Source organism: Donghicola mangrovi, assembly GCF_013377535.1.
Classification (GTDB): Bacteria; Pseudomonadota; Alphaproteobacteria; order Rhodobacterales; family Rhodobacteraceae; genus Donghicola; species Donghicola mangrovi.
Window position 1 is genome coordinate 855,521 of the sequence record NZ_JABCJE010000001.1, and the last position, 20,833, is coordinate 876,353.

Sequence of the window (20,833 nt, forward strand, 5' to 3'; positions counted from 1 at the left end):
TATGGCAGATCACCTCAGTTTGCAGGAACGGCGCACGCGCACGGTTAACCACATTCACGCCAGACTGGCGGGATTCGGGGCAACCGCGCGCGGCTTCACCAGCAGCCCCGAGCCGCGCACCATCGGGTCGCTGTCGCGGGGTCGCCAACTGCTGGCGGGGAACTTCCTGTTCGCGGGCCGCTTGGTCGAGGCGCCCGGCACCTCGATCTGGAAAATTCGTATGCCCACCGGCCGCTTTGCCATGGAGGTTCATGGCTGCGCATGGCTGGATGATCTGGCCTCGGTCGGGACCCCCGCCGCGCGGGAGGCCGCGCAGAAATGGGTGATGGAGTGGATCGCCCTTTATGGCGCTGGCAAAGGCGAGGGCTGGTCCCCCGATCTGACCGGTCGCCGTGTGATCCGCTGGATCAACCACGCCCTGATGATCCTGCGCGGGGCCGAACCCGCGACATCCCGTAAGTTTTACACCGCCCTCGCGCGGCAAACCACGTTCCTGTCCCGCCGCTGGCGTGCCGCTGGTGCGGGCCTGCCCCGGACCGAGGCGCTGGCCGGTCTGGTCTATGCCGGCCTCGCGCTGGAAGGTATGGAGAAGCTGGTCAAACCCGCCGCCGAGGCGTTGGGTCGTCACTGCGACAGCCACGTGGATGCCTCTGGCGGCATCGCCTCTCGCAACCCCGAGGAGTTGCTCGAGGTGTTCAATCTGCTGGCGTGGGTGCGTGTGGCGCTGCTGGAATCGGATATGCCCGTGCCCCAGTCCATTCTGGATGCCTTGGAGCGAATCGCGCCGACCCTACGGGCGCTGCGCCATGCGGACGGTGATCTGGCACGCTTTCATGGCGGAGGTCGCGGGGCCGAGGGACGCTTGGACCGCGCTTTGGCGAATGCGCGGATCAAACCGCGCGAGAAAACCGGCCTTGCGATGGGCTACGCTCGTCTGTCTGCGGGCCGGACCAGTGTGATCATTGATGCGGGCGCGCCGGATACGGGCGCGACAGGCTTTGCCGCCCATGCCTCGACTTTGGCGTTCGAGCTGACCTCGGGGCGCAGGCCGCTGGTGGTGAACTGTGGATCGGGCCGTGACTTTGGCCCCGACTGGCGCAGGGCAGGGCGGGCGACCCCGTCCCACTCGACGCTGGGGATCAGCGGGCTGTCGTCCGCGCAATTGGGGCCGGAAACATGGCGCGGGGGTATACTGCGCGAATATCTGGTGAATGCACCCGACGATGTGCGCGCACACGTCACCCGTTCCCCCGAAGGGATGCAGTTCGAAGGCGGGCACAACGGCTATGTCGCCAGCCACGGCCTGACCCACGCCCGCATGATGGACCTCAGCTTTGACGGTCGCGCCGTGGTGGGCGAGGATCTGCTGGCCACCATCGACCCCAAATCGCGCCGCACCTTTGACAGTGCGCTGGATGACACCGCCCTGACCGGCGTGCCGTTCAATATCCGCTTCCACCTGCACCCAGAGGTCGAGCCGACCCTCGATATGGGCGGAACTGCCGTGTCCCTTACACTCAGAAGTGGTGAGGTTTGGGTTTTCCGCCACGATGGCGTGGGTGAGCTTGCATTACAGCCCAGTGTTTATCTGGAAAAAGGTCGAATTAGGCCCCGAACCGCGAAACAGATCGTTTTATCTGCCCGCGCGATGGATTATGCGACGCGCATCCGCTGGTCTTTTGCCAAAGCACAGGATAGCGAAGGCGCGATCCGTGATCTCGCCCCTGCCACGGCCGAGACCGACTGACCGAACGCGACCTTAGGAGACCCCTCGATGCAAGACCTCGCACCCATGCGCCGTGCGCTCATTTCCGTATCCGATAAAACCGGCCTCGTTGATCTGGGCAAAGCATTGGCCGCACGCGGCGTCGAGCTGCTGTCCACCGGCGGCACCGCCAAGGCCCTGCGCGATGCAGGTCTGGAAGTGAAAGACGTATCGGAAATCACCAATTTCCCCGAAATGATGGACGGCCGCGTCAAGACCCTGCACCCGATGGTGCACGGCGGTCTGCTGGCCCTGCGCGACAACGACACCCACGTTCAGGCGATGGAAGAGCACGGCATCGTCGCGATCGACCTGCTGGTCGTGAACCTCTATCCCTTCGAGGCCGCTCTGGCCCGCGGTGCCGACTACGAAGAGATGATCGAGAACATCGACATCGGCGGCCCCGCCATGATCCGCGCCTCTGCGAAAAACCACGGCTTTACCACCACCATCGTTGACGTCGAAGACTACGACGCCCTGCTGGCAGAGCTGGAAGCTAACGAAGGCCAGACCACCTATGGCTTCCGTCAGAAGATGGCGCAGAACGCCTATGCCCGCACCGCGGCCTATGACGCGGCTGTGTCGAACTGGATGGCTGGCGCTGCTGGTGTGGAAACCCCGCGCCGCCGTGCCTTTGCGGGTCAGATCAAGCAGACCCTGCGTTACGGCGAAAACCCCCACCAGTCTGCAGCGTTCTACGTGGATGGCGCAGACCGCCCCGGCGTGTCGAACTTTGTCCAGCATCAGGGCAAAGAGCTGTCGTACAACAACATCAACGACACCGACGCGGCCTTCGAACTGGTTTCGGAATTCCTGCCCAAGGACGGTCCCGCCTGTGCGATCATCAAGCACGCCAACCCCTGCGGTGTGGCCCGCGGCGAGACCCTGATCGAAGCCTATCAGCGCGCGTTCGACTGTGACCGGACCAGCGCGTTCGGCGGCATCATCGCTCTGAACCAGGTTCTGGACGGTGCAACCGCCGAGAAAATCTCGGAAATCTTCACCGAGGTCGTGATTGCCCCCGGCGCCGACGACGAAGCCAAGGAAATCTTCGCGAAAAAGAAAAACCTACGCCTGCTGACCACCACCGGTCTGGCCGATGCAGGTTCCGCCGGTCTGGCGTTCAAGCAAGTGTCCGGCGGCATTCTGGTTCAGGACCGCGACAATGGCATGATGACTCTGGAACAGCTGAAAGTGGTGACCAAGGTTGCTCCCACCCAGCAAGAGCTCGAAGACCTGCTGTTCGCGTGGAAAGTCGCCAAGCACGTCAAGTCGAACGCCATCGTCTATGCGAAAAACGGCGCGACCGTTGGCATCGGCGCAGGCCAGATGAGCCGTGTGGACTCGACCCGCATCGCTGCTCGCAAGAGCCAGGATATGGCCGAAGTTCTGGGCCTCAAGGAACCGACCGTGATGGGATCGGTTGTAGCTTCGGACGCGTTCTTCCCGTTCCCCGATGGCCTGCTGACCGCTGCCGAAGCTGGCGCGACCGCAGTGATCCAGCCCGGTGGCTCGATGCGCGACGACGAAGTGATCAAAGCTGCGGACGAGGCAGGTCTGGCCATGGTGTTCACCGGCCAGCGCCACTTCCGCCACTAAGGACGACGGCATGACCCGCGCGGTAGCACAACTTTTCTGGCCTGCTTTCTGGGTGTTTCTGGCTGATCAGGCCAGCAAGTACATCGTGGTACACATGATGGACCTGCGCACCTTGGGCCAGATCGAGGTGCTGCCGCCGCTTCTGCAGTTCCACATGGCGTGGAACCGCGGGATCAACTTCGGGCTGTTTACGTCCGACGGGTCTGCGGGCCGCTGGATTCTGATCGCGCTGGCGCTGATTATCAGTGCCGCCGTTGTGTTCTGGACCCTGCGCGCCAAGCCCGGTCGTTGGGCCACCCTGTCCGCCGGTGTTCTGGTGGGCGGGGCGCTTGCAAACGTGGTGGACCGCGTCCTGTACGGTGCGGTCGCCGATTTTCTGAATATGTCCTGCTGTGGGATCAACAATCCCTATGCGTTCAACATTGCTGATATTGCTATTTTTGCTGGGGCTGTCGGTCTGGTTCTGTTCGAGCCGTCCAAAGCACGGAAAAAGGGTGCGTGACGCCGCCCCTATCTGCTGTTAAGCGTGAAGCAAAGAAGCGGAGGTCTAAGTAGGCATGAAGCGTGTCGTGCTCGTCATCGCAGCGTTGGCCCTTGGGGCTTGCGACAACGGAAATCCCGATCGCCTGTCGCGCGGACCGGACGAATTTGCCATTGTTCCGGTTAAGCCGTTGGAAATGCCCGCAACAGCGGAATTGCCCGTGCCCACCACAGGCAGCGCAAACCGCGTTGATTTGAACCCGCTGGCCGATGGTGTGGCCGCGCTGGGTGGTCATCGGGGCACTCTGACCGGTCAGATTCCTGCCGCCGATGGTGTGCTGGTGAATTACGCCTCGCGCGCTGGTGTGTCTTCGGACATCCGCACGGTTCTGGCCGCAGAAGACAAGATCTTTATCAAGCGCCGCCGCCGTCTGTTGGGCCCCGAGCTGCCCTATGACGAAATGCGCCTTGATCCCTATCTGCTGATCGACGGCTATCGTGCCCGTGGCTACCGCGTTCCGACGCCTCCGCCGCTGACCGACGAACAGCAATAAATCACAGTCCCGTCAGGCCTCTTGAATACCGGCCCCTATCGCGTAGCTTCCTTTAAAAATGCTGGGAGCTACGATGAGAGCCATCCTCAAACCAATGGGCCTGACTTTGGTGCTGTATGCGACAACCGCATCCGCCCAAGCCGAGGACGTGACGACCTTTACCCTCGATAACGGCATGGATGTGGTGGTGATCGAGGATCACCGCTCTCAGGCCCTGACGAACATGGTGTGGTATCGCACCGGTGCCGCGGACGAACCCGCTGGCAAATCCGGCATCGCCCATTTCCTCGAGCACTTGATGTTCAAGGGCACCGACAAGATGGCCGCAGGCGAGTTTTCCGCCACCGTCGCCGCCAATGGCGGGACCGACAACGCCTTTACCAGCAAGGATTACACCGCCTACTACCAGCAGGTGGCCGCTGACCGTCTGGACCTGATGCTCAAGATGGAGGCCGACCGCATGGTCAACCTCCAGATGACCGAGCAAGACGTTGCGACCGAGCGGGACGTGATCCTCGAGGAACGGAACATGCGGATCGAGAACAGCCCCCAAGCGCTGTTCAGCGAACAGGCGGACGCCGCGCAATATCTGAACCACCCCTACGGCATCCCCGTGATCGGCTGGCGCCACGAGATGGAGCAGCTGAACCAGCAGGACGCGCTGACCTTCTATCATCAGTACTATGCGCCCAATAACGCGATTCTGGTGGTTGCAGGCGATGTAGAGCCTGACCAGGTGCGCGAACTGGCAAACCAGTATTTCGGCCCCATCGCCCCCAACCCCGATCTGAAGCCCCGCGTGCGCCCTCAGGAGCCGCCGCAACTGGCCGAGCGTCGCTTGAATTTCAGCGATCCGCGGATCAGCCAGCCCTATCTTGTGCGCAGCTATCTGGCGCCCGAGCGTAACTCTGGCGATCAGCGTCAGGCTGCGGCTTTGACCTTGTTGGCCAGCCTGCTGGGTGGGGACAGCACGACTTCCTATCTGGCGACCAAGTTGCAGTTCGACACCCAGACGGCGGTCTATACCTCGGCCAGCTATTCGGGGATGTCGCTGGATAAAACCGAATTCAACCTGATCGTCGTGCCCGCCCAAGGCGTTGAGTTGGCCGATGCCGAAAAGGCCATGGATCAGGCCGTGGCCGATTTCATCGCCGCCGGTCCCGACCCCGAGGATCTGGAGCGGATCAAGACCCAGTTCCGGGCCTCTGAAATTTACGCGATGGATAGCACCAATTCCCGTGCCAACCGATATGGCGCTGCCTTGGCCATCGGACTGACGGTGCAGGACGTGCAGGATTGGGTGCCGACGGTTCTGGATATCAGCGCCGATGAAATCATCGCCGCCGCCAAAACCGTTCTGGATCGCCGCGCCTCGGTGACGGGCTTTGTCACCCCCAGCGAACCCGTAACCACAGGGACCGAGGGCTAAGTCATGAAGAAACTACTCGCGATCTTTTTGCTGGCGGTGTCCGGCGTGCAGGCGGCTGCGGCCGTGGAAATTCAGGATGTCACCAGCCCCGGCGGCATCAAAGCTTGGCTGGTCGAGGAACACTCGATCCCGTTCGTCTCGCTGGAACTGCGGTTCAAGGGCGGCGGCAATCTGGATCTAGACGGCAAGCGCGGCGCAACCAATCTGATGACCGGCCTTCTCGAAGAGGGAACGGGCGATCTGGACTCCCGTGCCTTTGCCAAGGCTCGGGATTCGCTGGCGGCCTCGTTCGGGTTCGATGTGGGGGCCGACACGGTTTCGGTGTCCGCGCGGTTCCTGACCGAGACGCAGGATCAAGCCATGGGCTTGCTGCATCAGGCGCTGGTCGCCCCGAACTTTGACGAAGCCTCGCTCGAGCGCGTGCGCCAGCAGGTTCTGACCGGCATCCGCAGCAGCCAGACCGACCCCAACGACATCGCAGGCCGTGAATTCGCGCTGCAAGTTTACGGCGACCACCCCTATGCCACCCCCTATGAGGGCACGGCCGAGAGCGTGACTGCCCTGACCCGCGACGACATCGTCACCGCGCACAAAAACGCGCTGGCGCTGGATCGCGTCTATGTCTCTGCCGTGGGCGATATTACGGCTGAACAGCTGGGTACCCTGCTGGACAAACTGCTGGCGGGCTTGCCCGAAACCGGCGCCCCCGCACCCGGCCCCGCGACCCTGACCTTTGACGGCAAAACCACCGTCAAACCGTTCGAGACCCCGCAGTCCGTAGCCCTGTTCGCCCAACCGGGGATGGAGCGGGACGACCCCGATTATTTCGCGGCCTATATCCTGAACCAGATCCTTGGCGGGTCGGGTTTTGACAGCCGCCTGATGACCGAAGTGCGGGAAAAGCGCGGCCTGACCTATGGCATCGGCACCTATCTGATCCCCCGCGACTATGCGGAGCTGTGGTTGGGGCAGGTTGCCTCGGCCAACGACAAGGTGGCGGATGCGATCAGCGTGGTGCGCGATGAGTGGTCCAAACTGGCCAAAGATGGCGTCACCCAAGAGGAACTGGATCAGGCGAAAACCTATCTGACCGGTGCCTATCCCCTGCGGTTCGACAGCAACGCAGCGATCGCCGACATTCTGGTGGGCATGCAGATGGATGACCTGCCGATCTCTTACGTCGAGACCCGCAATGACAACGTGAACGCCGTCACGCTAGAGCAAATCAACCGCGTCGCGGCAGAGCTGCTGAAGCCTGACGAGCTGACTTTCATGGTTGTCGGCCAGCCTGCGGGCCTGTGATCTGCGCTAGAGATTCGTAAGACCACGTGCTAAGTCTTGGGGTATGACAATGAGCAGCCCCAAGATATCCACAGACCAGCCTCTTCGCCCTGTGATCCGCCAGTTGGATAGCGGCGCGATCAACCGCATCGCGGCTGGCGAGGTGGTCGAACGTCCGGCCTCTGCGGTCAAGGAACTGGTCGAGAATGCCGTAGACGCCGGTGCCCGCCGGATTGAGGTGTGCGTTGCCGATGGCGGCAAGACCTTGATCCGTGTCACCGATGACGGCTGCGGGATGTCCGCCGAAGATCTGCCGCTGGCGATGTCCCGCCACGCGACCAGCAAGATCGACGGGTCCGACCTGCTCAACATCCACACCTTCGGTTTTCGGGGCGAGGCGTTGCCTTCGCTTGGCGCGGTCGGGCGGCTGACCATCACCTCCCGCCCCGTGGGCGAGGATGCCGCGCAAATCACCGTCGCGGGCGGCGATATGGGGCCGGTGAAGCCCGCCGCCTTGTCCGGCGGCACAGTGGTGGAACTGCGCGATCTGTTCTACGCCACCCCCGCGCGCCTGAAGTTCATGCGCAGCGACCGCGCCGAATCCCAAGCCATCAGCGATGTGGTGAAACGTCTGGCGATGGCCGAGCCGTCGATCGGCTTCACTCTGCGTGACGTGACCGGCGGCGGCGCGGGCCGCGTGGTGTTTCGCAGTGACCCTGAAACCGGCGATCTGTTCGATGCCCTGCGCGGGCGCCTGTCCGGCGTCTTGGGCGGGGAGTTCACGGAAAACGCCCTCGCCATTGATGCAGAGCGCGAGGGGGTTCGCCTGACCGGATATGCGGCTTTGCCGACCTATTCGCGCGGCGCGGCGGTGTCCCAGTACCTGTTCGTGAACGGCCGCCCCGTGCGGGACAAGCAACTGATCGGGGCTCTGCGCGCCGCTTACATGGATTTCCTGTCCCGCGACCGGCACCCCGCGGCGGTGCTGTTCGTCGATTGTGATCCGCAAAAGGTCGACGTGAACGTCCACCCCGCCAAATCCGAGGTCCGCTTCCGCGATCCCGGTCTGGTGCGCGGCCTGATCGTATCGGCCCTGCGTCACGCCTTGGCCGAGGCGGGGCACCGCGCGTCAACGACCGTGGCGGGCGCGACCCTTGGGGCGATGCGGGCCGAACCTGTCGCCACCCCGCGCCCCTTCCAATACCAGATGGACCGCCCTTCGGCGGCGGCCCGCAGTGCCAGCTATTACGGGCAGGCCCCGATGATGCAGCCCGCGCCGCCTGCGCCCGCGCGGGACACAGGGTTCGCCGAATTCTCGACCGCCTATAGCGGGCGGGTCGTCGATATCCCCCAAGCCGCCCCCACCCCCGAGGCCCCCGCGCCCGATCCGGTGCACTTGCCGCTTGGCGTGGCGCGCGGCCAAGTCCACGAGAATTACATCATCGCGCAGACCCGCGACGGGATGGTGATTGTGGACCAGCACGCCGCCCACGAACGCTTGGTTTACGAAAAACTGAAAAAGCAGATGGCCGAGAATGGCGTCGCCGCCCAAGCCCTGCTGATTCCCGAGGTGATCGACCTGTCCGAATCGGACAGCGCCCGTCTGCTGGAGCACGCCGATGATCTGGCGCGCATGGGCCTGAGCATCGAATCGTTCGGCGCGGGCGCCGTGGCCGTCCGCGAAACCCCCGCAATTCTGGGGAATGTGGACGCCAAAGCCATGGTCCTCGATATTCTGGACGAGCTGACGGATCAGGGCGAATCCCTGTCCCTCCAAGCGCGGCTCGAGGCGATTCTGTCCCGCGTGGCCTGCCATGGCTCCATCCGCTCGGGCCGCCGTATGCGGGCCGAGGAGATGGACGCCCTTCTGCGCGAGATGGAAGCGACCCCCCATTCCGGCCAGTGCAACCACGGCCGACCCACCTATGTGGAGCTGAAACTCTCTGACATCGAAAGGCTGTTCGGGCGCACATGACCGACGATACCGCTGTTTCCCTGACCCTTCAGAACCCCTTGGTTCTGGGTGCCCTGATCCTGTCGGGGCTGGTGCTGATCATGCTGTTCGTGGTGATGAAAACCGCTGGCAAATCCGCCCAGATGATGGAGCCGATCGCCCGCCAGATGTGGGCGCTGGACCAGCGGGTGCAGTCCTTGTCCGACGGTCAGCAGCAGTTGGCCGGTGGCCTGAACCACGTGTCCGAAGCGCAGGCCGCCAGCCAGAAGCACATGCTGCAACTGATGGAGCAGCGCTTGGCCCATGTGACCGAGCAGATGAATGTGAACCTGCATGGATCGGCCCAGCGGACGGCGAAATCCCTTGGCGAGTTGCAGCAGCGGCTGGTTGCCATTGATAAGGCGCAGGAAAACATCACCAAACTGTCGGGCGATGTCCTGAGCCTTCAGGACATCCTGTCGAACAAACAGACCCGCGGGGCCTTTGGGGAAATCCAGCTGAACGACATCGTGGGCAAGGCGCTGCCCTCCGACAGCTTTACCTTGCAACACACTTTGTCGAACGGGCGGCGTGCGGACTGTCTGATCCATCTGCCCAACCCACCGGGCCCGATCGTGATCGACAGCAAGTTCCCGCTAGAGGCCTATGAAGCCCTGCGCAAAGCCGACAGTCAGGCGCTGCTGAACGAGGCCGCGCGGATGCTGCGCCAGTCGGTGCGCAACCACATAAAGGCGATTTCCGAGAAATACATCATCGAAGGCGAGACTGCCGACGGCGCGATCATGTTCCTGCCGTCCGAGGCCGTCTACGCCGAACTTCATGCGAATTTTCCGGAACTTGTGCGTGAGGGTTTCGAAAAACGGGTCTGGATCGTGTCCCCGACCACCTGCATGGCGACCCTGAACACCATGCGCGCGATCCTGAAAGACGCCCGCATGCGCGAGCAGGCCGGAGCCATCCGCAAGGAGCTGAGCGCCCTATATAATGACGTGGACCGCCTTGGATCGCGGGTCGAGAACCTGGATCGCCACTTCCATCAGGCTGCAAAAGATATTTCCGAAATCAAGATTAGTGCCGAAAAGGCAGGCAAACGGGCCCGTCGACTCGATAATTTCGATTTTGAGGAACTTGCGCCAGAAACCGCCGATCAGTTAGCTCTGGATACGCGGAAAACCGTCTGAAATCCGCCGATCACTCTCCCGTGAGGCGAAAATGGGGTGACAGGGCCCACAAATCTGTGTTTCCTCGCCGCAATTACGCCTCAGACGTGCTTTAGCGCGCACTGGCCATCTTGGGACGACAGTGAAAGTGACACGAATGATGAAGCGCACCTTAATGTGTGTGGCCGTTGGCCTTGTACTCCTGACCAGTGCTTGCAGCCAGGCAGGTAAACCGGACCCGGCAATCAAGCCTCTCGCCTTTGCTGATTACGCCGCCCCTTTGTACCCGAACGAGACTCCTGAACTGCGCTCTCTGATTATGAAGTACGCCGAGGAGTATAAAGTTCCCCCGACCCTGATCCAAAAAGTGGTGATCCGCGAAAGCCGCCACCGTCCCGCAGCAAAGAACGGCCCCTACTATGGCCTGATGCAGATCCTTCCCGCGACCGCCCGCAGCATGGGCTTTGACGGTGACGCGAAGGACCTCCTCGATGCGGATACGAACCTCAAGTACGCGGTGAAGTACCTGAAAGGGGCCTATGTCGTGGCAGAGGGCAACGAGCAGGAAGCCATCATGCATTACGCACGGGGCTACTATTACGCCGCAAAATCCAAAGGTTTGCTGAAAGAAGCAGGGCTGCGATAAGCAGCCCTTTTTTCTTTGTTCGTACTAGTACTCTGGTGGGTTTGAGGGGGCGGGTGGGCCGCCCCCTTAGATCCTAAGGAACGGTTGCGCCAGACGCGGCAACAGGCTGCGGAAGCGCAGCGGCGCATCGGTCGCCGCCAGACAGATACAGTCTTCTCCGATATCGGCGACGGGCGTGTGGTACAGGTCTTCGTTCGCGACTTCGATATCACCGGGGCCAAAGCGATCGGTTTCGTCCTGAAACGCCCCTTGCAGCACCAGCGTCAGTTCAGTCCCGCGGTGGCCGTGATCCGGCACCGCACATCCTGCCGGAATGTACAGCAGACGCGCCGTGGCATTCGGGGCGGTGGGGATGATCGCCTGCTTCACGCCCATCCCGATCGAACGCCAGCGCACAGCCTCCAGGTCGCCACCGATGAAGTCCTGAACCGGCGCGGGCAGCACGCCCTTGGTCCGTTTGCGAGGGGCGGAAACTGTGGGGGCGCTTTCGATCAGGCGCAGGGTTGCCGCAAAGCTGTCGTCGGACAGGTCCAGCGTATCCAGATCGTCCATCAACGCGCCGCCAGTCGCATCAAAGCTTTCGGCAGCCGCGCGGCATTCGTCGCACATGGACAGGTGGGCCGCGACGGTCAGGTCGAACGCCTCTGGCAGGGTGCCAGCGGAATAGGCCATCAGCAGGGCGTCATTCAGGTGGTGCTTAATCTTTGTCATCGTCACGGTCACTTCAACTGATGGCGCAAGCGATCCAGCGCCAACCTGATTCTGGATTTGATCGTCCCAAGGGGCAGACCCGTCTCTTCGGCGATTTCCGTGTGCGAGAGGTCGCCAAAGTAGGCTTTCTCCACCAGATGCCGCTGTTTTTCGGGCAAGGCGCGGATCGCCTCGGCCAGTCGCTTTGTTTCTTGCTGCAGAACCACGGCGTCTTCGGCCAGCGGCTCTTCTTCGGGGCCCCAGAACAGGTCTTCGGGTTCAGGGCGCCGCCGTTTGCGCAGCATGTCGATCTTGCGGTTCCGCGCGATCGTAAAGATCCACGTGGATACCGACGCCCGCGATGGGTCGAACATTCCGGCCTTGGTCCAGACGGTGGCCATCACCTCTTGGGTGCATTCCTCGGCCATCTGGAGGTCAGCGCCGGATTTGACCAGAAACGCCTTAACCCGTGGTGCAAAATGGGCGAACACCTCTTTGAAGGCGGCCTGATCCTGCGCGCGGATACGGTGGATATGGTCTGTCCAGTCCAGTGCGGTCTGATGCTGTAGGTCGGGCAATCGGTTAGTTCCGGTGCGAGTTGAGCGGTCGTCACGCCCATTAACACGCCGGATCGGGCGTGCTGGCAACCGGTTTTCCGAAAGGTCCAGATCCAACATCATCATGCACCATCTACGCAGGGGCCAAGAAACCGGATCACTTCGGCGATTATTTTTCATCCAATGGGGCAGAGGCGTCGTAACACACTATGAAAACAACGGAGATTTCTGATGCCCTTCGAACAGACCAGCCCCGTCGGCCGTAAAATCGCAGTAATCGGCGGGGGAATTTCCGGCATGGGCGCGGCCTATGAGCTGGCAAATGACCATCACGTCGTCCTGTTCGAAGAGGAAAACCGCCTTGGCGGACATGCCCGCACGCGGATGGCGGGCAAGAACGGGGATCAGCCGGTCGACACGGGCTTTATCGTGTTCAACCACGTGAACTATCCCAACATAGTGCGCCTGTTCGAGAAGCTGGACGTGCCCACCGTCGAAAGCAACATGAGCTTTGGGGCCTCGATCAACGGGGGGGAACTGGAATACGGGTTTTCCACGCTGAATGCGCTGTTCGGGCAGAGACGCAATTTGTTCAGCCCGAAATACTGGGGCATGGTGCGGGATGTGCTGCGGTTCAATGCGCAGGCCTCGGATGCGGCTGACCAACTGGCGGGCGCCTCGATTGGCGAGCTGCTGGATCACCTGAAACTGGGGGACTGGTTCCGCCGATATTATCTGGCCCCGCTCTCGGGCGCGATTTGGTCCACCCCCACGGACAAGATCATGGATTTTCCGGCCCACGCGTTCATCTCGTTCTTCAAGAACCACGCGCTGCTCAGTCACACGGGCCAGCACCAGTGGTACACGGTCAAGGGCGGCTCGATCCAGTATGTGACCCGCCTGCAAACGGCCCTGACCCGCAAAGGCGTGGACCTGCGCCTTGGTGCGCCGATCGAGGGCGTGATGCGCACCCCTTACGGCCCCAAAATCCGCACCAAAGGCGGCGAGTGGGAGCAGTTCGATGAAGTGGTCTTTGCCACCCATTCCGACATTTCCCTGCGCCTGCTGTCCGACCCGTCCGAGGCTGAACACGCAGCCTTGTCCGCGATCCGCTATCAGCCGAACGACGTGATCCTGCATGCTGACACCAGCGTGATGCCCAAGCGCCGCAGCTGCTGGGCCTCTTGGGTCTATACCGAGGACAAGGACACCCCCAGCGACCGCATCGACCTGACCTACTGGATGAACAACCTGCAGCCGATCCCTCAGGATGACCCGCATTTCGTGACCCTGAACACCCGCCGCACCATCCGGCAGGAGCTGATTTATGATCAGGTGACCCTGTGGCATCCCGTCTATGACAACGCTGCCCTTGCGGGGCAGGAGCAGGTTCGCCAGATGAACGGCACCAACAACACTTGGTTCTGTGGCGCGTGGATGAAGAACGGTTTCCACGAGGATGGCCTGTCCAGCGGTCTGGACGTGGCTGAGGGGATGCGCAGCCGCCTTAGCCAACCGGTTGCAGCGGAATGAACCACATCGACCACATTCAGGGGCACACGTGGCACGGGCGCAAAGGCGGGATCGACAACGCCTTTCGCTATGGCGTGGACTACGTGCTGCTGGACCCCGAGGCAGAGCCCAAAACCCCCTCGCTGTTTTCGCGGCGGGGATGGAACCTGTTCTCGCTGAGTGACCGCGATCACGGCGGCCCCCCGAAACAGGGGCAAGGGCCGTCTTGGGTGCGGCAGGTGCTGGCCGATCACGGGCTGGATGTGCAGGGGGAAATCCTGCTGCTGACCCAACCGCGCGTGCTGGGGCATGTGTTCAACCCCGTCAGTTTCTGGCTGTGCCACGATCCGGCAGGTGTTCTGCGCGTGGTCATCGCCGAGGTTACGAACACCTTTGGTCAGCGCCACAGCTACCTGTGCCACCACGATGATCTGTCGCCCATCACGGCGCAGGATCAACTGACCGCGCGCAAGATTTTTCACGTCTCGCCCTTTCAGCCGATCGCGGGGGAATACCGTTTCCGCTTTGATTTCCGCGATGACCGGATCGGCATCTGGATCGACCTGACCCATGCCGAGGGCGGCCTGACCGCCACCCTGACCGGCAAGCGCCAGCCGCTGACCAACCGGTCCATGCTGCAAGCGGCGTTCCGGCGGCCCTTTGGGGCGCGGCGCGTTGTGGTGCTGATCTTCTGGCAGGCGTTGAAGCTGAAATTGAAGCGCGCGCTGTACCGGCCCGCACCCGCGGCGCCCGATACCGAAGTCAGCCGCTAATTGTCTAATCGGGGTCCGTTCGGGCCCGCAATGATGGAGCCTTTCGTGAACGGTTTGCTCTGGTGTCTTATCGGATTTGTGGTCTGTGCCCTGCTGGTTTGGGCGAAAATCCGTTTCACATCGTTTCGGGCGCAGGACAGCGCCGATTATGACGGCCCGCTGCGGTTCGACATCCGTCAGGCCTTGGCCGGACCAATGCTGTGCGAGGGCGTGATCTATGGCCCCACGGGGCGCGTAGCCTCTCGGTTTTGTGCGCAGATGGAGGGGGCGTGGGACGGGAACAAAGGCACGCTTCGGGAATTCTTTCGCTATGACAGTGGCTCCACGCAGGATCGCGAATGGCGGCTGGAGGTGGCCGGTGACGGCTCTATCCGCGCCGAGGCGGACGATCTGGTGGGCACGGGATTGGGCCAGCAGCGCGGTGATGCGGTGCGCCTGAGGTACCGGATCCGCCTGATGCCCGACGCAGGGGGCCACGTTCTGGATGTAACGGACTGGATGTATCTGGCCCCCAACGGGGTCATCGTGAACCGCAGCCAGTTCAGGAAATTCGGGATCAAGGTCGGCGAGTTGGTCGCCACCATGCGTCCCAAGGGGGTTGAGTGACCGAGTGGAATGGCAAGAAATATTGGCTGATTGGCGCTAGCGAGGGGCTGGGGCGGGCTTTGGCCCTTCAACTCAGCCGCGCGGGGGTAGAGGTCTATGCCAGCGCCCGATCCGAGGATCGTCTGAACGATCTGGTCGATGAACTGCCCGCCAAGGCGCACGCCGTTCCCTGCGATGTCAGCGATCTGGACAGCATCCGCGCTGCGGCCGAAACGGTCGGGGATGTGGATGGTGTGATCTATCTGGCCGGAGTGTACTGGCCCATGAAACCCGCCGAAATCGACCCTGAAAAGATGGCCACAATGGGCGACATCAACCTGAACGGCGCGATGCGTGTGGTGGGCGTGATGGTGCCGAAATTCGTGGCCCGTGGTAGCGGCCATCTGGTGCTGACGGGTAGTCTGTCGGGCTTTCGCGGTTTGCCCGGTGCGGTGGGGTACGGGGCCTCCAAGGCGGGGGTCATGTCGCTGGCCGAAACCCTGCACGCGGACCTGCGCAAGACCGGCGTTCGGGTCCAACTGGTCAATCCCGGTTTCATCCGCACCCGCCTGACCGACAAAAACGACTTTTCCATGCCGTTTCTGATGGAGCCAGAAGACGCGGCAACAGAAATATTTGAACACATGAATTCGGCGCGCTTTGCCCGCAGCTTTCCAAGGGTATTTTCGTGGATGTTCCGCATCGCGAACCTGCTGCCGGACTGGGCCTACTTTCGCATCGTGGGCTGACCAAAGAGTGTTGCCCTAGATCAAGGACAACGCCGCACTTCAAAATACATGCTTGAGACAGGCCTTATAGGGAAACGAGCCATGTTACAGATATCATCGTCAAAAGTTGCTCAGATCATCCTGCTTGCGCACGAGTTGCGCATGAACTCAGGAGAGCTGGAAATGCTGACCGAGGATCTGTCCGAAGACGAACACGAGACAATGGGCCGCTTGGACGACGAAGAAATCCGGTCCTTTATCGACGATCTGAACGAAGAAGAGCAGACCGATCTCATCGCCTTGGCTTGGATCGGGCGCGACACCTTTGGGCCCGATGAGCTGGACGAAGCCCGCGCCACAGTCGAGACCGAGATCACCCGTTCCGCGGCGGATTACCTGCTGGGGATGCCCAATCTGTCGGAATATCTGGAAAGTGGACTGGATGCGTTCGGCATCTCGGCCAACGACGAAGAAGACGACATTATGTGATAAAGGGGGCCGAGGCCCCCTTTTTCATGCGTTCTGCAGATGCTTGCGATAGGTCGCCAAGGCGCGGCCCCAAATACCTGAGAACGGGTCCTCTAGCGTCATCAGGGTGGGTAGCAGCTGACCCGAGAAATCCTGAGAGCTTTCGAGCGGCAGCATCGAAGGTAGGTTGTCGATCGCGGTCACGTCCAGCGCGGGCGCGTCGTGCACGCGGGTGGCCGGTTCGTCCCAAGTGGTTGCCTTGGTGTACAAGGGCACCGGGTTGAAATCGCTGTCCGGATCGCAGGCAATATCCCCGATGACCGACAGCTTGCGCTCGGCTTCCTTGGCCGAGGCAGGGACGAACACGGGGGTCGAGGGGCCTGCCAGAATGCAGTTCAGGAACACATCATGCTCCAGAATCTGCGGGAAGGGGCCACCGCTCGCGGTTTCCTTCATGTCCCATTTCGTGACGTCGACACCCAGTTCGGCACACAGATCGCTGGCGCCAGTGCCCACGCGGCCAAGCGCACCGATGACGATGGCATTGGGACGGGGCAGATCGGTGCGGTCCAGTTCCTGTTGCAACATGGCGCACATGGTTTTGGCGTTGGCATAGCCCTGCATCGGCGGGCAGATGCCGCCCGATTTCTGCGCGGCCCAAGCCCGCAGCGCCACAGCCGCCCCCGCGTAACCGGCCCAATAGCCGAACGCAGCCACGCGGCGGCCCTGTTCATTCACCAGATATTCCAGATCGAACAGCGCCCCGCCGCCCGCCTTGAACCGTTTCAACAGGCGCAGACCGGCCGACTGCCCTTTGTAGGCGTGGCCGAACATGATGTGGCGGTGGATCAGGGGGGTGTCCTCTTCGGGCAGCTCCTTGAGGCCAAAGATGAACGCGTCCTTGGGGGCGTCGGGCCAGCTGCCCTCGGGGGCGATCTCGGCACCGGCCTTGCGGTACGAAGAGATCGGGATGATGCGCTGGCTGCTTTCCTCGACCGTGACCCGATATCCGGCGGCGATCATTTCGGCCACGCCTTCGGGGGTGATGCCGACGCGCTGTTCGTTCGGGCGGCTTTCGGTGCGGACCCAGAGGTGAGTCATCAGGGCTTCCTTCGGTAAATCAGACATGGGTTTTGGCGTGCTGACGATCCGGGTGATCCAGGTGCGGCGTTGCGCCGAACTGGGTCAGGTACAGATCATCGCCGCGCAATTCGAACTTGTGAACGGACGTATGGGTGACGCTCAGGAACATCTTCACCTTGGCCGCGGTTTCCAGCCCCAAGGCAATCGCTGTCAGGGTCGAAATCACTCCGGTCGAGGTGACCAGCAGGCACCGTTCCCCGCAAGAGGCGGCGGCGTGCAGCGCGCCAAAGATGCGGTCGTGGAACGCGGCATAGCTTTCGATGTCGGGGTGGATGCCGCCATTGCGCCAGACATCCAGAACCTGCGGCACGTGGGAGGCGAATTCGGGGGCGCAGGTCGGGATCGGAATGCCGTGAGTGTTCTTCAGGGACTCGGCCAGACCGAAATAATCCAGCTCGTTCAGACGCGGATCGGTGTCATGGGGCAGGGCGCTGCGGTTCAGCCCTTGGGCGGTTTCAATCTGGCGGCGCATCGCCCCCGAGATGATGCGATCATAGGGCGAGACGGTTTGCAGATGCTCCCCCAGCCACGCGGCCTGCTGGTGACCCAGTTCGGACAGACGGTCATAGTTGGCCTCGTCCTGTGCTCCGCTGTTGGCCTGCCCGTGGCGCACCAGTGTAATCTCGGTCATCCGCTTATCCCTGTTCCGCGTTCGTTCCGCACTTGGTGCTTAGCTTGGGGGACGGGCAGGTCGCAAGTGTTATCGCCAACTCACATCGCCAAGAAAGATATAGCCCGCCCCGTAGATCGTTTTGATCAGGCGGGGGTTCTTTGGGTCTTCTTGCAGCTTGGTGCGTAGGCGCGAGATGCGGACATCCATCGCGCGGTCAAAGCTTTCACCCGCTGCGCCGCCCAATGTTTCCTGCATATAGGCGCGGGTGATCAGGCGCTTGGGGCTTTCCAGAAACAGCCGCAGAACCGCCCCTTCGGCATGGCTGAACGGGGTTTCGGCGCCGGTCGCATCCACCAGGGTGAAGCGATCGAAATGGGCGGTCCAGCCTTCGAATTGGGCAGTGTCGCCATTGGATTTGGTCGCCTTGCCCTTGCGCAGGCGGGCGCGGATGCGGGCGACGACCTCGGACGGGTCAAAGGGTTTGATGATGTAGTCATCGGCCCCCAGTTCCAGCCCCGTGATCCGGTCCTGCACCTGCGCGCGCCCCGAGATGATGATCACCGTCGCCCCCTGCTCCAGCGCCAGTCGGTGTACCAGCGACAGCCCGTCCCGATCCGGCAGCGACAGGTCCACCAGACACAGATCGGGCTGACAGGATTTCAGAGCGGCCTCGAATTCTGTCGCGCGGCCAAAGGACATGGTGCGGAAACCGGCCTCTTGCAGAGTATCGGCGAGCAGCTGCCGGATCTCGGGTTCATCGTCCAGAATAGTGACGAGGGGCTCGGTCATGCGGTGACCTCCGACCCAAGGGCAGCGGCCAGATCGCGGGCCTCAAAGGGTTTGTGCAGGACGATGCCGCTGGCGCGGGCTGCGGCGTGATGGGGGTGGGTTTCGGGCAAGGACGTCATCAATACAATCTTGGCAGGGTGGTTGGTGGCGGACAGGGCGGCGCGCAGGTCCAGCCCTGTGCCTTCGCCGGTCAGGGAAATGTCCGAGACGACATAGGCGATGTCGGGCAGGTCGCGGGCCAGCGCCAAGGCTTCGTCGACCGAAGTCGCCTCAATCACGGAATGGCTCTGGCTGGTTAGCATATCGCGGACGGTGGCGCGGATGTCGTCGCTGTCCTCGACTAGCAGGACCAGCGCGGGCGGCACGGACAAGGGCGCGGCGCGCAGGGGCAGGCGGATGGTGACGCGGGCCCCTTGGGACGTGTTGCCAAGGGTCATCGTGCCGCCCGCCGTTTTGGTCATGTCATAGACCATGGGCAGCCCAAGGCCCGATCCTTCGCCGCCTTTGGTGGTAAAGAACGGATCAAGCGCGTGTTTCAGCGCCGTTTCGGAAAATCCGGGGCCGGTGTCGCCGACGGACAGCTCCAGCCACGTGTCGCCGATGGTTCTCAGACGCAGGGTGATCTGCCCCTTGGCGCCGCAGGCATCGCGGGCGTTCAGCACAAGGTTCAGCGCCGCGTCCTGCAATAACCCCGAGTCCAGCATAAGCGGCGTATGGGGCAGTTCCGTTTCGACCTTCAGGTAGACGCCGTAGGGCAGGGTGGACCGCGCCAAGGTGATCAGGTCCTTGGTAAAGGCATCCATGTCCACCGCGTGCAGCCGCAACTCGCGCCCCGCCGTAATCCCCGCGATCTTGTCCAAAAGCCGCCCGCCACGGTTTGCCGCATTAATCGTGGCGCTGATCAGATCGCCCGCGTCTGCGGGCAGGGACATACGGGCCAACTTGCCCTGCATCCCCAGAATGATCGTCAGCAGGTTCGAGAAATCGTGCGCCAGACCGCTGGTCAGTTGTGCGGCCATCTCGCGTTTCTTGGTCTGTTGCAGGGTGGCGCGGGCCTGCGTTTCCTCGGTCACGTCCAGCGACAGGATGTTTACGCCGGAAATCTGGCCGGTGCTGAAATCGGGGGTAAAGGCCGCGCGGATACGGCGCGATGTGGGGGCGTCGGTGAACTCGATCACTGCGGATTCGCCGGACAGAGCCCGCTGGACAGATGGCAGAACCTTGGGAAAGGATTCGCCCAACGCCTCGGTCATGGTCATGCCAAGGATGTCTTTGCGCCGTCCCGGCATCACCCACGACAGCTGCCGGTTGGAATAGGTATAGCGCAGGTCCAGATCGACGCGGGCGATGTGGGCGGGCATCATCTCGGTGGTCAGGCGGATGCGGGCCTCGGCCTCGTTCGCGCGGGCCTTGGCCTGTTCCAGCGCGGCGTTCGTGGCGGCCAGTTCGCGGTTCGCGCCCGACAGTTCTTCGGCATAGGCCAGCACCTTATCGCTCAGTTCCTCGGAACGCGCGCGCAGCAGGGCCTCTTGGCGTTTGATTTGGGTGATGTCGGTGTAGACCGTCACCCAGCCCCCCTCGGGCAAAGGGTTCCCTTCGACGCTGATCACGCGGCCATTGGCGCGGGTGCGCTCCATGTAATGGGGGGCAAAGGTGCGGGCTTGCTCCAGTCGGGCGGCAACATAATCGTCGATGTCGTCAATCTCGCCATACTCGCCCCGTTCGGCCAGATAACGGATCACCGTCTCGAAATCGGCCCCCGGAGTGACCAAGGCATCAGGCAGGTTAAAGATTTCCTGCATCCTGCGGTTCGCCACGACCAGCCGCAGGTCGGAATCAAAGATCGACAGCGCCTGCTGGATCAGGTCCAGACCGGCTGTGGTCATGGCGTGAATGGCATTGCTGCTTTGGGTCATGGCTCCTCCGACGGCTATTAGCCGCTATCGATTGATGAGGTGCAAGGCGGCGCAGGGCCTTGTTACAATTCGTTAGGTTTCAGAAATTTTCAGGAAAAAGTTGACCGACAAGCTCAGAGCATGACCCAATAGGGCCAAGAGTCGCTTCGGTGACTTGTCCGGAGGGGAGACCGGACAAAGGGAGGAAAATA

At 62.3% G+C, this 20,833-nt stretch carries 20 protein-coding genes; 14 read left to right on the plus strand and 6 right to left on the minus strand.

The features are described from left to right. Window position 1 precedes the first annotated feature (1 nt). The 9 genes from HJ536_RS04360 (at window position 2) to HJ536_RS04400 (ending at window position 10,868) form a co-directional block, all read left to right on the plus strand. Window positions 2–1,747 carry a heparinase II/III family protein gene (locus HJ536_RS04360; protein ID WP_177156787.1) on the plus strand — a complete coding sequence of 582 codons (1,746 nt, stop codon included), beginning with the start codon at window positions 2–4 and terminating at the stop codon, window positions 1,745–1,747. 27 nt (window positions 1,748–1,774) lie between these two features. Then, a complete protein-coding gene (gene purH / locus HJ536_RS04365; protein WP_176852245.1) occupies window positions 1,775–3,364 on the plus strand; it encodes a bifunctional phosphoribosylaminoimidazolecarboxamide formyltransferase/IMP cyclohydrolase in 1,590 nt (529 codons plus the stop codon). Window positions 3,365–3,374: 10 nt separating this feature from the next. Continuing rightward, window positions 3,375–3,866: a signal peptidase II gene (gene lspA / locus HJ536_RS04370; RefSeq protein WP_176852244.1), complete on the plus strand. Its 492-nt coding sequence runs from the start codon at window positions 3,375–3,377 to the stop codon at window positions 3,864–3,866. 55 nt (window positions 3,867–3,921) lie between these two features. Next, complete coding sequence (locus HJ536_RS04375; protein WP_177156788.1) at window positions 3,922–4,398, plus strand: DUF3035 domain-containing protein; 477 nt, start codon at window positions 3,922–3,924, stop codon at window positions 4,396–4,398. A gap of 73 nt (window positions 4,399–4,471) precedes the next feature. Then, the gene (locus HJ536_RS04380) at window positions 4,472–5,827 is read left to right on the plus strand and encodes a M16 family metallopeptidase (protein WP_177156789.1); all 1,356 of its coding nucleotides are present in this window, start codon (window positions 4,472–4,474) and stop codon (window positions 5,825–5,827) included. A gap of 3 nt (window positions 5,828–5,830) precedes the next feature. After that, window positions 5,831–7,129, plus strand: a complete 1,299-nt coding sequence (locus HJ536_RS04385; RefSeq protein ID WP_177156790.1) for a M16 family metallopeptidase — start codon at window positions 5,831–5,833, stop codon at window positions 7,127–7,129. 43 nt (window positions 7,130–7,172) lie between these two features. Continuing rightward, entirely contained in the window at window positions 7,173–9,083 is a 1,911-nt protein-coding gene (mutL, locus tag HJ536_RS04390) for a DNA mismatch repair endonuclease MutL (protein ID WP_177156791.1), read from the plus strand. Continuing rightward, window positions 9,080–10,243, plus strand: coding sequence for a DNA recombination protein RmuC (locus HJ536_RS04395; protein WP_177156792.1), 1,164 nt, complete (start codon window positions 9,080–9,082; stop codon window positions 10,241–10,243). Before mutL ends, HJ536_RS04395 begins: the two co-directional genes overlap by 4 nt. Window positions 10,244–10,379: 136 nt before the next feature. After that, entirely contained in the window at window positions 10,380–10,868 is a 489-nt protein-coding gene (locus HJ536_RS04400) for a transglycosylase SLT domain-containing protein (protein ID WP_420811075.1), read from the plus strand. Window positions 10,869–10,934: 66 nt separating this feature from the next. Here the strand turns inward: HJ536_RS04400 and HJ536_RS04405 are convergent, their stop codons facing one another. After that, window positions 10,935–11,579 carry a ChrR family anti-sigma-E factor gene (locus HJ536_RS04405; RefSeq protein ID WP_177156793.1) on the minus strand — a complete coding sequence of 215 codons (645 nt, stop codon included), beginning with the start codon at window positions 11,577–11,579 and terminating at the stop codon, window positions 10,935–10,937. Between the two features lie 8 nt (window positions 11,580–11,587). Then, on the minus strand, window positions 11,588–12,136 hold the full coding sequence (locus tag HJ536_RS04410) for a sigma-70 family RNA polymerase sigma factor (RefSeq protein ID WP_276529460.1): 549 nt from the start codon (window positions 12,134–12,136) through the stop codon (window positions 11,588–11,590). A 210-nt stretch (window positions 12,137–12,346) separates the two neighbouring features. Here HJ536_RS04410 and HJ536_RS04415 point away from each other — a divergent pair, with 210 nt between their 5' ends. From HJ536_RS04415 to HJ536_RS04435, 5 genes are all read left to right on the plus strand, one after another. Further along, window positions 12,347–13,648, plus strand: coding sequence for an NAD(P)/FAD-dependent oxidoreductase (locus HJ536_RS04415; RefSeq protein WP_177156794.1), 1,302 nt, complete (start codon window positions 12,347–12,349; stop codon window positions 13,646–13,648). Further along, window positions 13,645–14,400 (plus strand): DUF1365 domain-containing protein, encoded by a 756-nt coding sequence (locus tag HJ536_RS04420; protein ID WP_177156795.1) that lies wholly within the window; start codon window positions 13,645–13,647, stop codon window positions 14,398–14,400. The genes HJ536_RS04415 and HJ536_RS04420 overlap by 4 nt, the downstream gene beginning before the upstream one ends. A 45-nt stretch (window positions 14,401–14,445) precedes the next feature. Continuing rightward, on the plus strand, window positions 14,446–15,006 hold the full coding sequence (locus HJ536_RS04425; RefSeq protein ID WP_420811081.1) for a DUF3833 family protein: 561 nt from the start codon (window positions 14,446–14,448) through the stop codon (window positions 15,004–15,006). Beyond that, complete coding sequence (locus HJ536_RS04430; protein ID WP_177156796.1) at window positions 15,003–15,734, plus strand: SDR family NAD(P)-dependent oxidoreductase; 732 nt, start codon at window positions 15,003–15,005, stop codon at window positions 15,732–15,734. Before HJ536_RS04425 ends, HJ536_RS04430 begins: the two co-directional genes overlap by 4 nt. 141 nt (window positions 15,735–15,875) lie before the next feature. Next, window positions 15,876–16,202, plus strand: coding sequence for a DUF3775 domain-containing protein (locus tag HJ536_RS04435; RefSeq protein ID WP_228028622.1), 327 nt, complete (start codon window positions 15,876–15,878; stop codon window positions 16,200–16,202). A 24-nt stretch (window positions 16,203–16,226) separates the two neighbouring features. On the opposite strand, the gene HJ536_RS04440 is transcribed toward HJ536_RS04435, so the two are convergent. The 4 genes from HJ536_RS04440 to HJ536_RS04455 all read right to left on the minus strand — a co-directional run bounded on the left by HJ536_RS04440 (window position 16,227) and on the right by HJ536_RS04455 (window position 20,642). Then, window positions 16,227–17,282: a saccharopine dehydrogenase gene (locus HJ536_RS04440; RefSeq protein WP_177156798.1), complete on the minus strand. Its 1,056-nt coding sequence runs from the start codon at window positions 17,280–17,282 to the stop codon at window positions 16,227–16,229. 19 nt (window positions 17,283–17,301) lie between these two features. Next, on the minus strand, window positions 17,302–17,955 hold the full coding sequence (locus HJ536_RS04445) for a histidine phosphatase family protein (protein WP_177156799.1): 654 nt from the start codon (window positions 17,953–17,955) through the stop codon (window positions 17,302–17,304). Between the two features lie 69 nt (window positions 17,956–18,024). After that, window positions 18,025–18,726, minus strand: coding sequence for a response regulator transcription factor (locus HJ536_RS04450; protein ID WP_176852230.1), 702 nt, complete (start codon window positions 18,724–18,726; stop codon window positions 18,025–18,027). Then, window positions 18,723–20,642 (minus strand): hybrid sensor histidine kinase/response regulator, encoded by a 1,920-nt coding sequence (locus tag HJ536_RS04455; RefSeq protein WP_177156800.1) that lies wholly within the window; start codon window positions 20,640–20,642, stop codon window positions 18,723–18,725. Before HJ536_RS04455 ends, HJ536_RS04450 begins: the two co-directional genes overlap by 4 nt. Window positions 20,643–20,833: the final 191 nt, after the last annotated feature.

Coding starts and splice junctions, on each gene's coding strand:
- HJ536_RS04360 (WP_177156787.1), top strand. CDS start 2: ATGGCAGATCACCTCAGTTTGCAGGAACGGCGCACGCGCACGGTTAAC.
- purH (WP_176852245.1), top strand. CDS start 1,775: ATGCAAGACCTCGCACCCATGCGCCGTGCGCTCATTTCCGTATCCGAT.
- lspA (WP_176852244.1), top strand. CDS start 3,375: ATGACCCGCGCGGTAGCACAACTTTTCTGGCCTGCTTTCTGGGTGTTT.
- HJ536_RS04375 (WP_177156788.1), top strand. CDS start 3,922: ATGAAGCGTGTCGTGCTCGTCATCGCAGCGTTGGCCCTTGGGGCTTGC.
- HJ536_RS04380 (WP_177156789.1), top strand. CDS start 4,472: ATGAGAGCCATCCTCAAACCAATGGGCCTGACTTTGGTGCTGTATGCG.
- HJ536_RS04385 (WP_177156790.1), top strand. CDS start 5,831: ATGAAGAAACTACTCGCGATCTTTTTGCTGGCGGTGTCCGGCGTGCAG.
- mutL (WP_177156791.1), top strand. CDS start 7,173: ATGACAATGAGCAGCCCCAAGATATCCACAGACCAGCCTCTTCGCCCT.
- HJ536_RS04395 (WP_177156792.1), top strand. CDS start 9,080: ATGACCGACGATACCGCTGTTTCCCTGACCCTTCAGAACCCCTTGGTT.
- HJ536_RS04400 (WP_420811075.1), top strand. CDS start 10,380: ATGATGAAGCGCACCTTAATGTGTGTGGCCGTTGGCCTTGTACTCCTG.
- HJ536_RS04405 (WP_177156793.1), bottom strand. CDS start 11,579: ATGACAAAGATTAAGCACCACCTGAATGACGCCCTGCTGATGGCCTAT.
- HJ536_RS04415 (WP_177156794.1), top strand. CDS start 12,347: ATGCCCTTCGAACAGACCAGCCCCGTCGGCCGTAAAATCGCAGTAATC.
- HJ536_RS04420 (WP_177156795.1), top strand. CDS start 13,645: ATGAACCACATCGACCACATTCAGGGGCACACGTGGCACGGGCGCAAA.
- HJ536_RS04435 (WP_228028622.1), top strand. CDS start 15,876: ATGAACTCAGGAGAGCTGGAAATGCTGACCGAGGATCTGTCCGAAGAC.
- HJ536_RS04440 (WP_177156798.1), bottom strand. CDS start 17,282: ATGACTCACCTCTGGGTCCGCACCGAAAGCCGCCCGAACGAACAGCGC.
- HJ536_RS04445 (WP_177156799.1), bottom strand. CDS start 17,955: ATGACCGAGATTACACTGGTGCGCCACGGGCAGGCCAACAGCGGAGCA.
- HJ536_RS04450 (WP_176852230.1), bottom strand. CDS start 18,726: ATGACCGAGCCCCTCGTCACTATTCTGGACGATGAACCCGAGATCCGG.
- HJ536_RS04455 (WP_177156800.1), bottom strand. CDS start 20,642: ATGACCCAAAGCAGCAATGCCATTCACGCCATGACCACAGCCGGTCTG.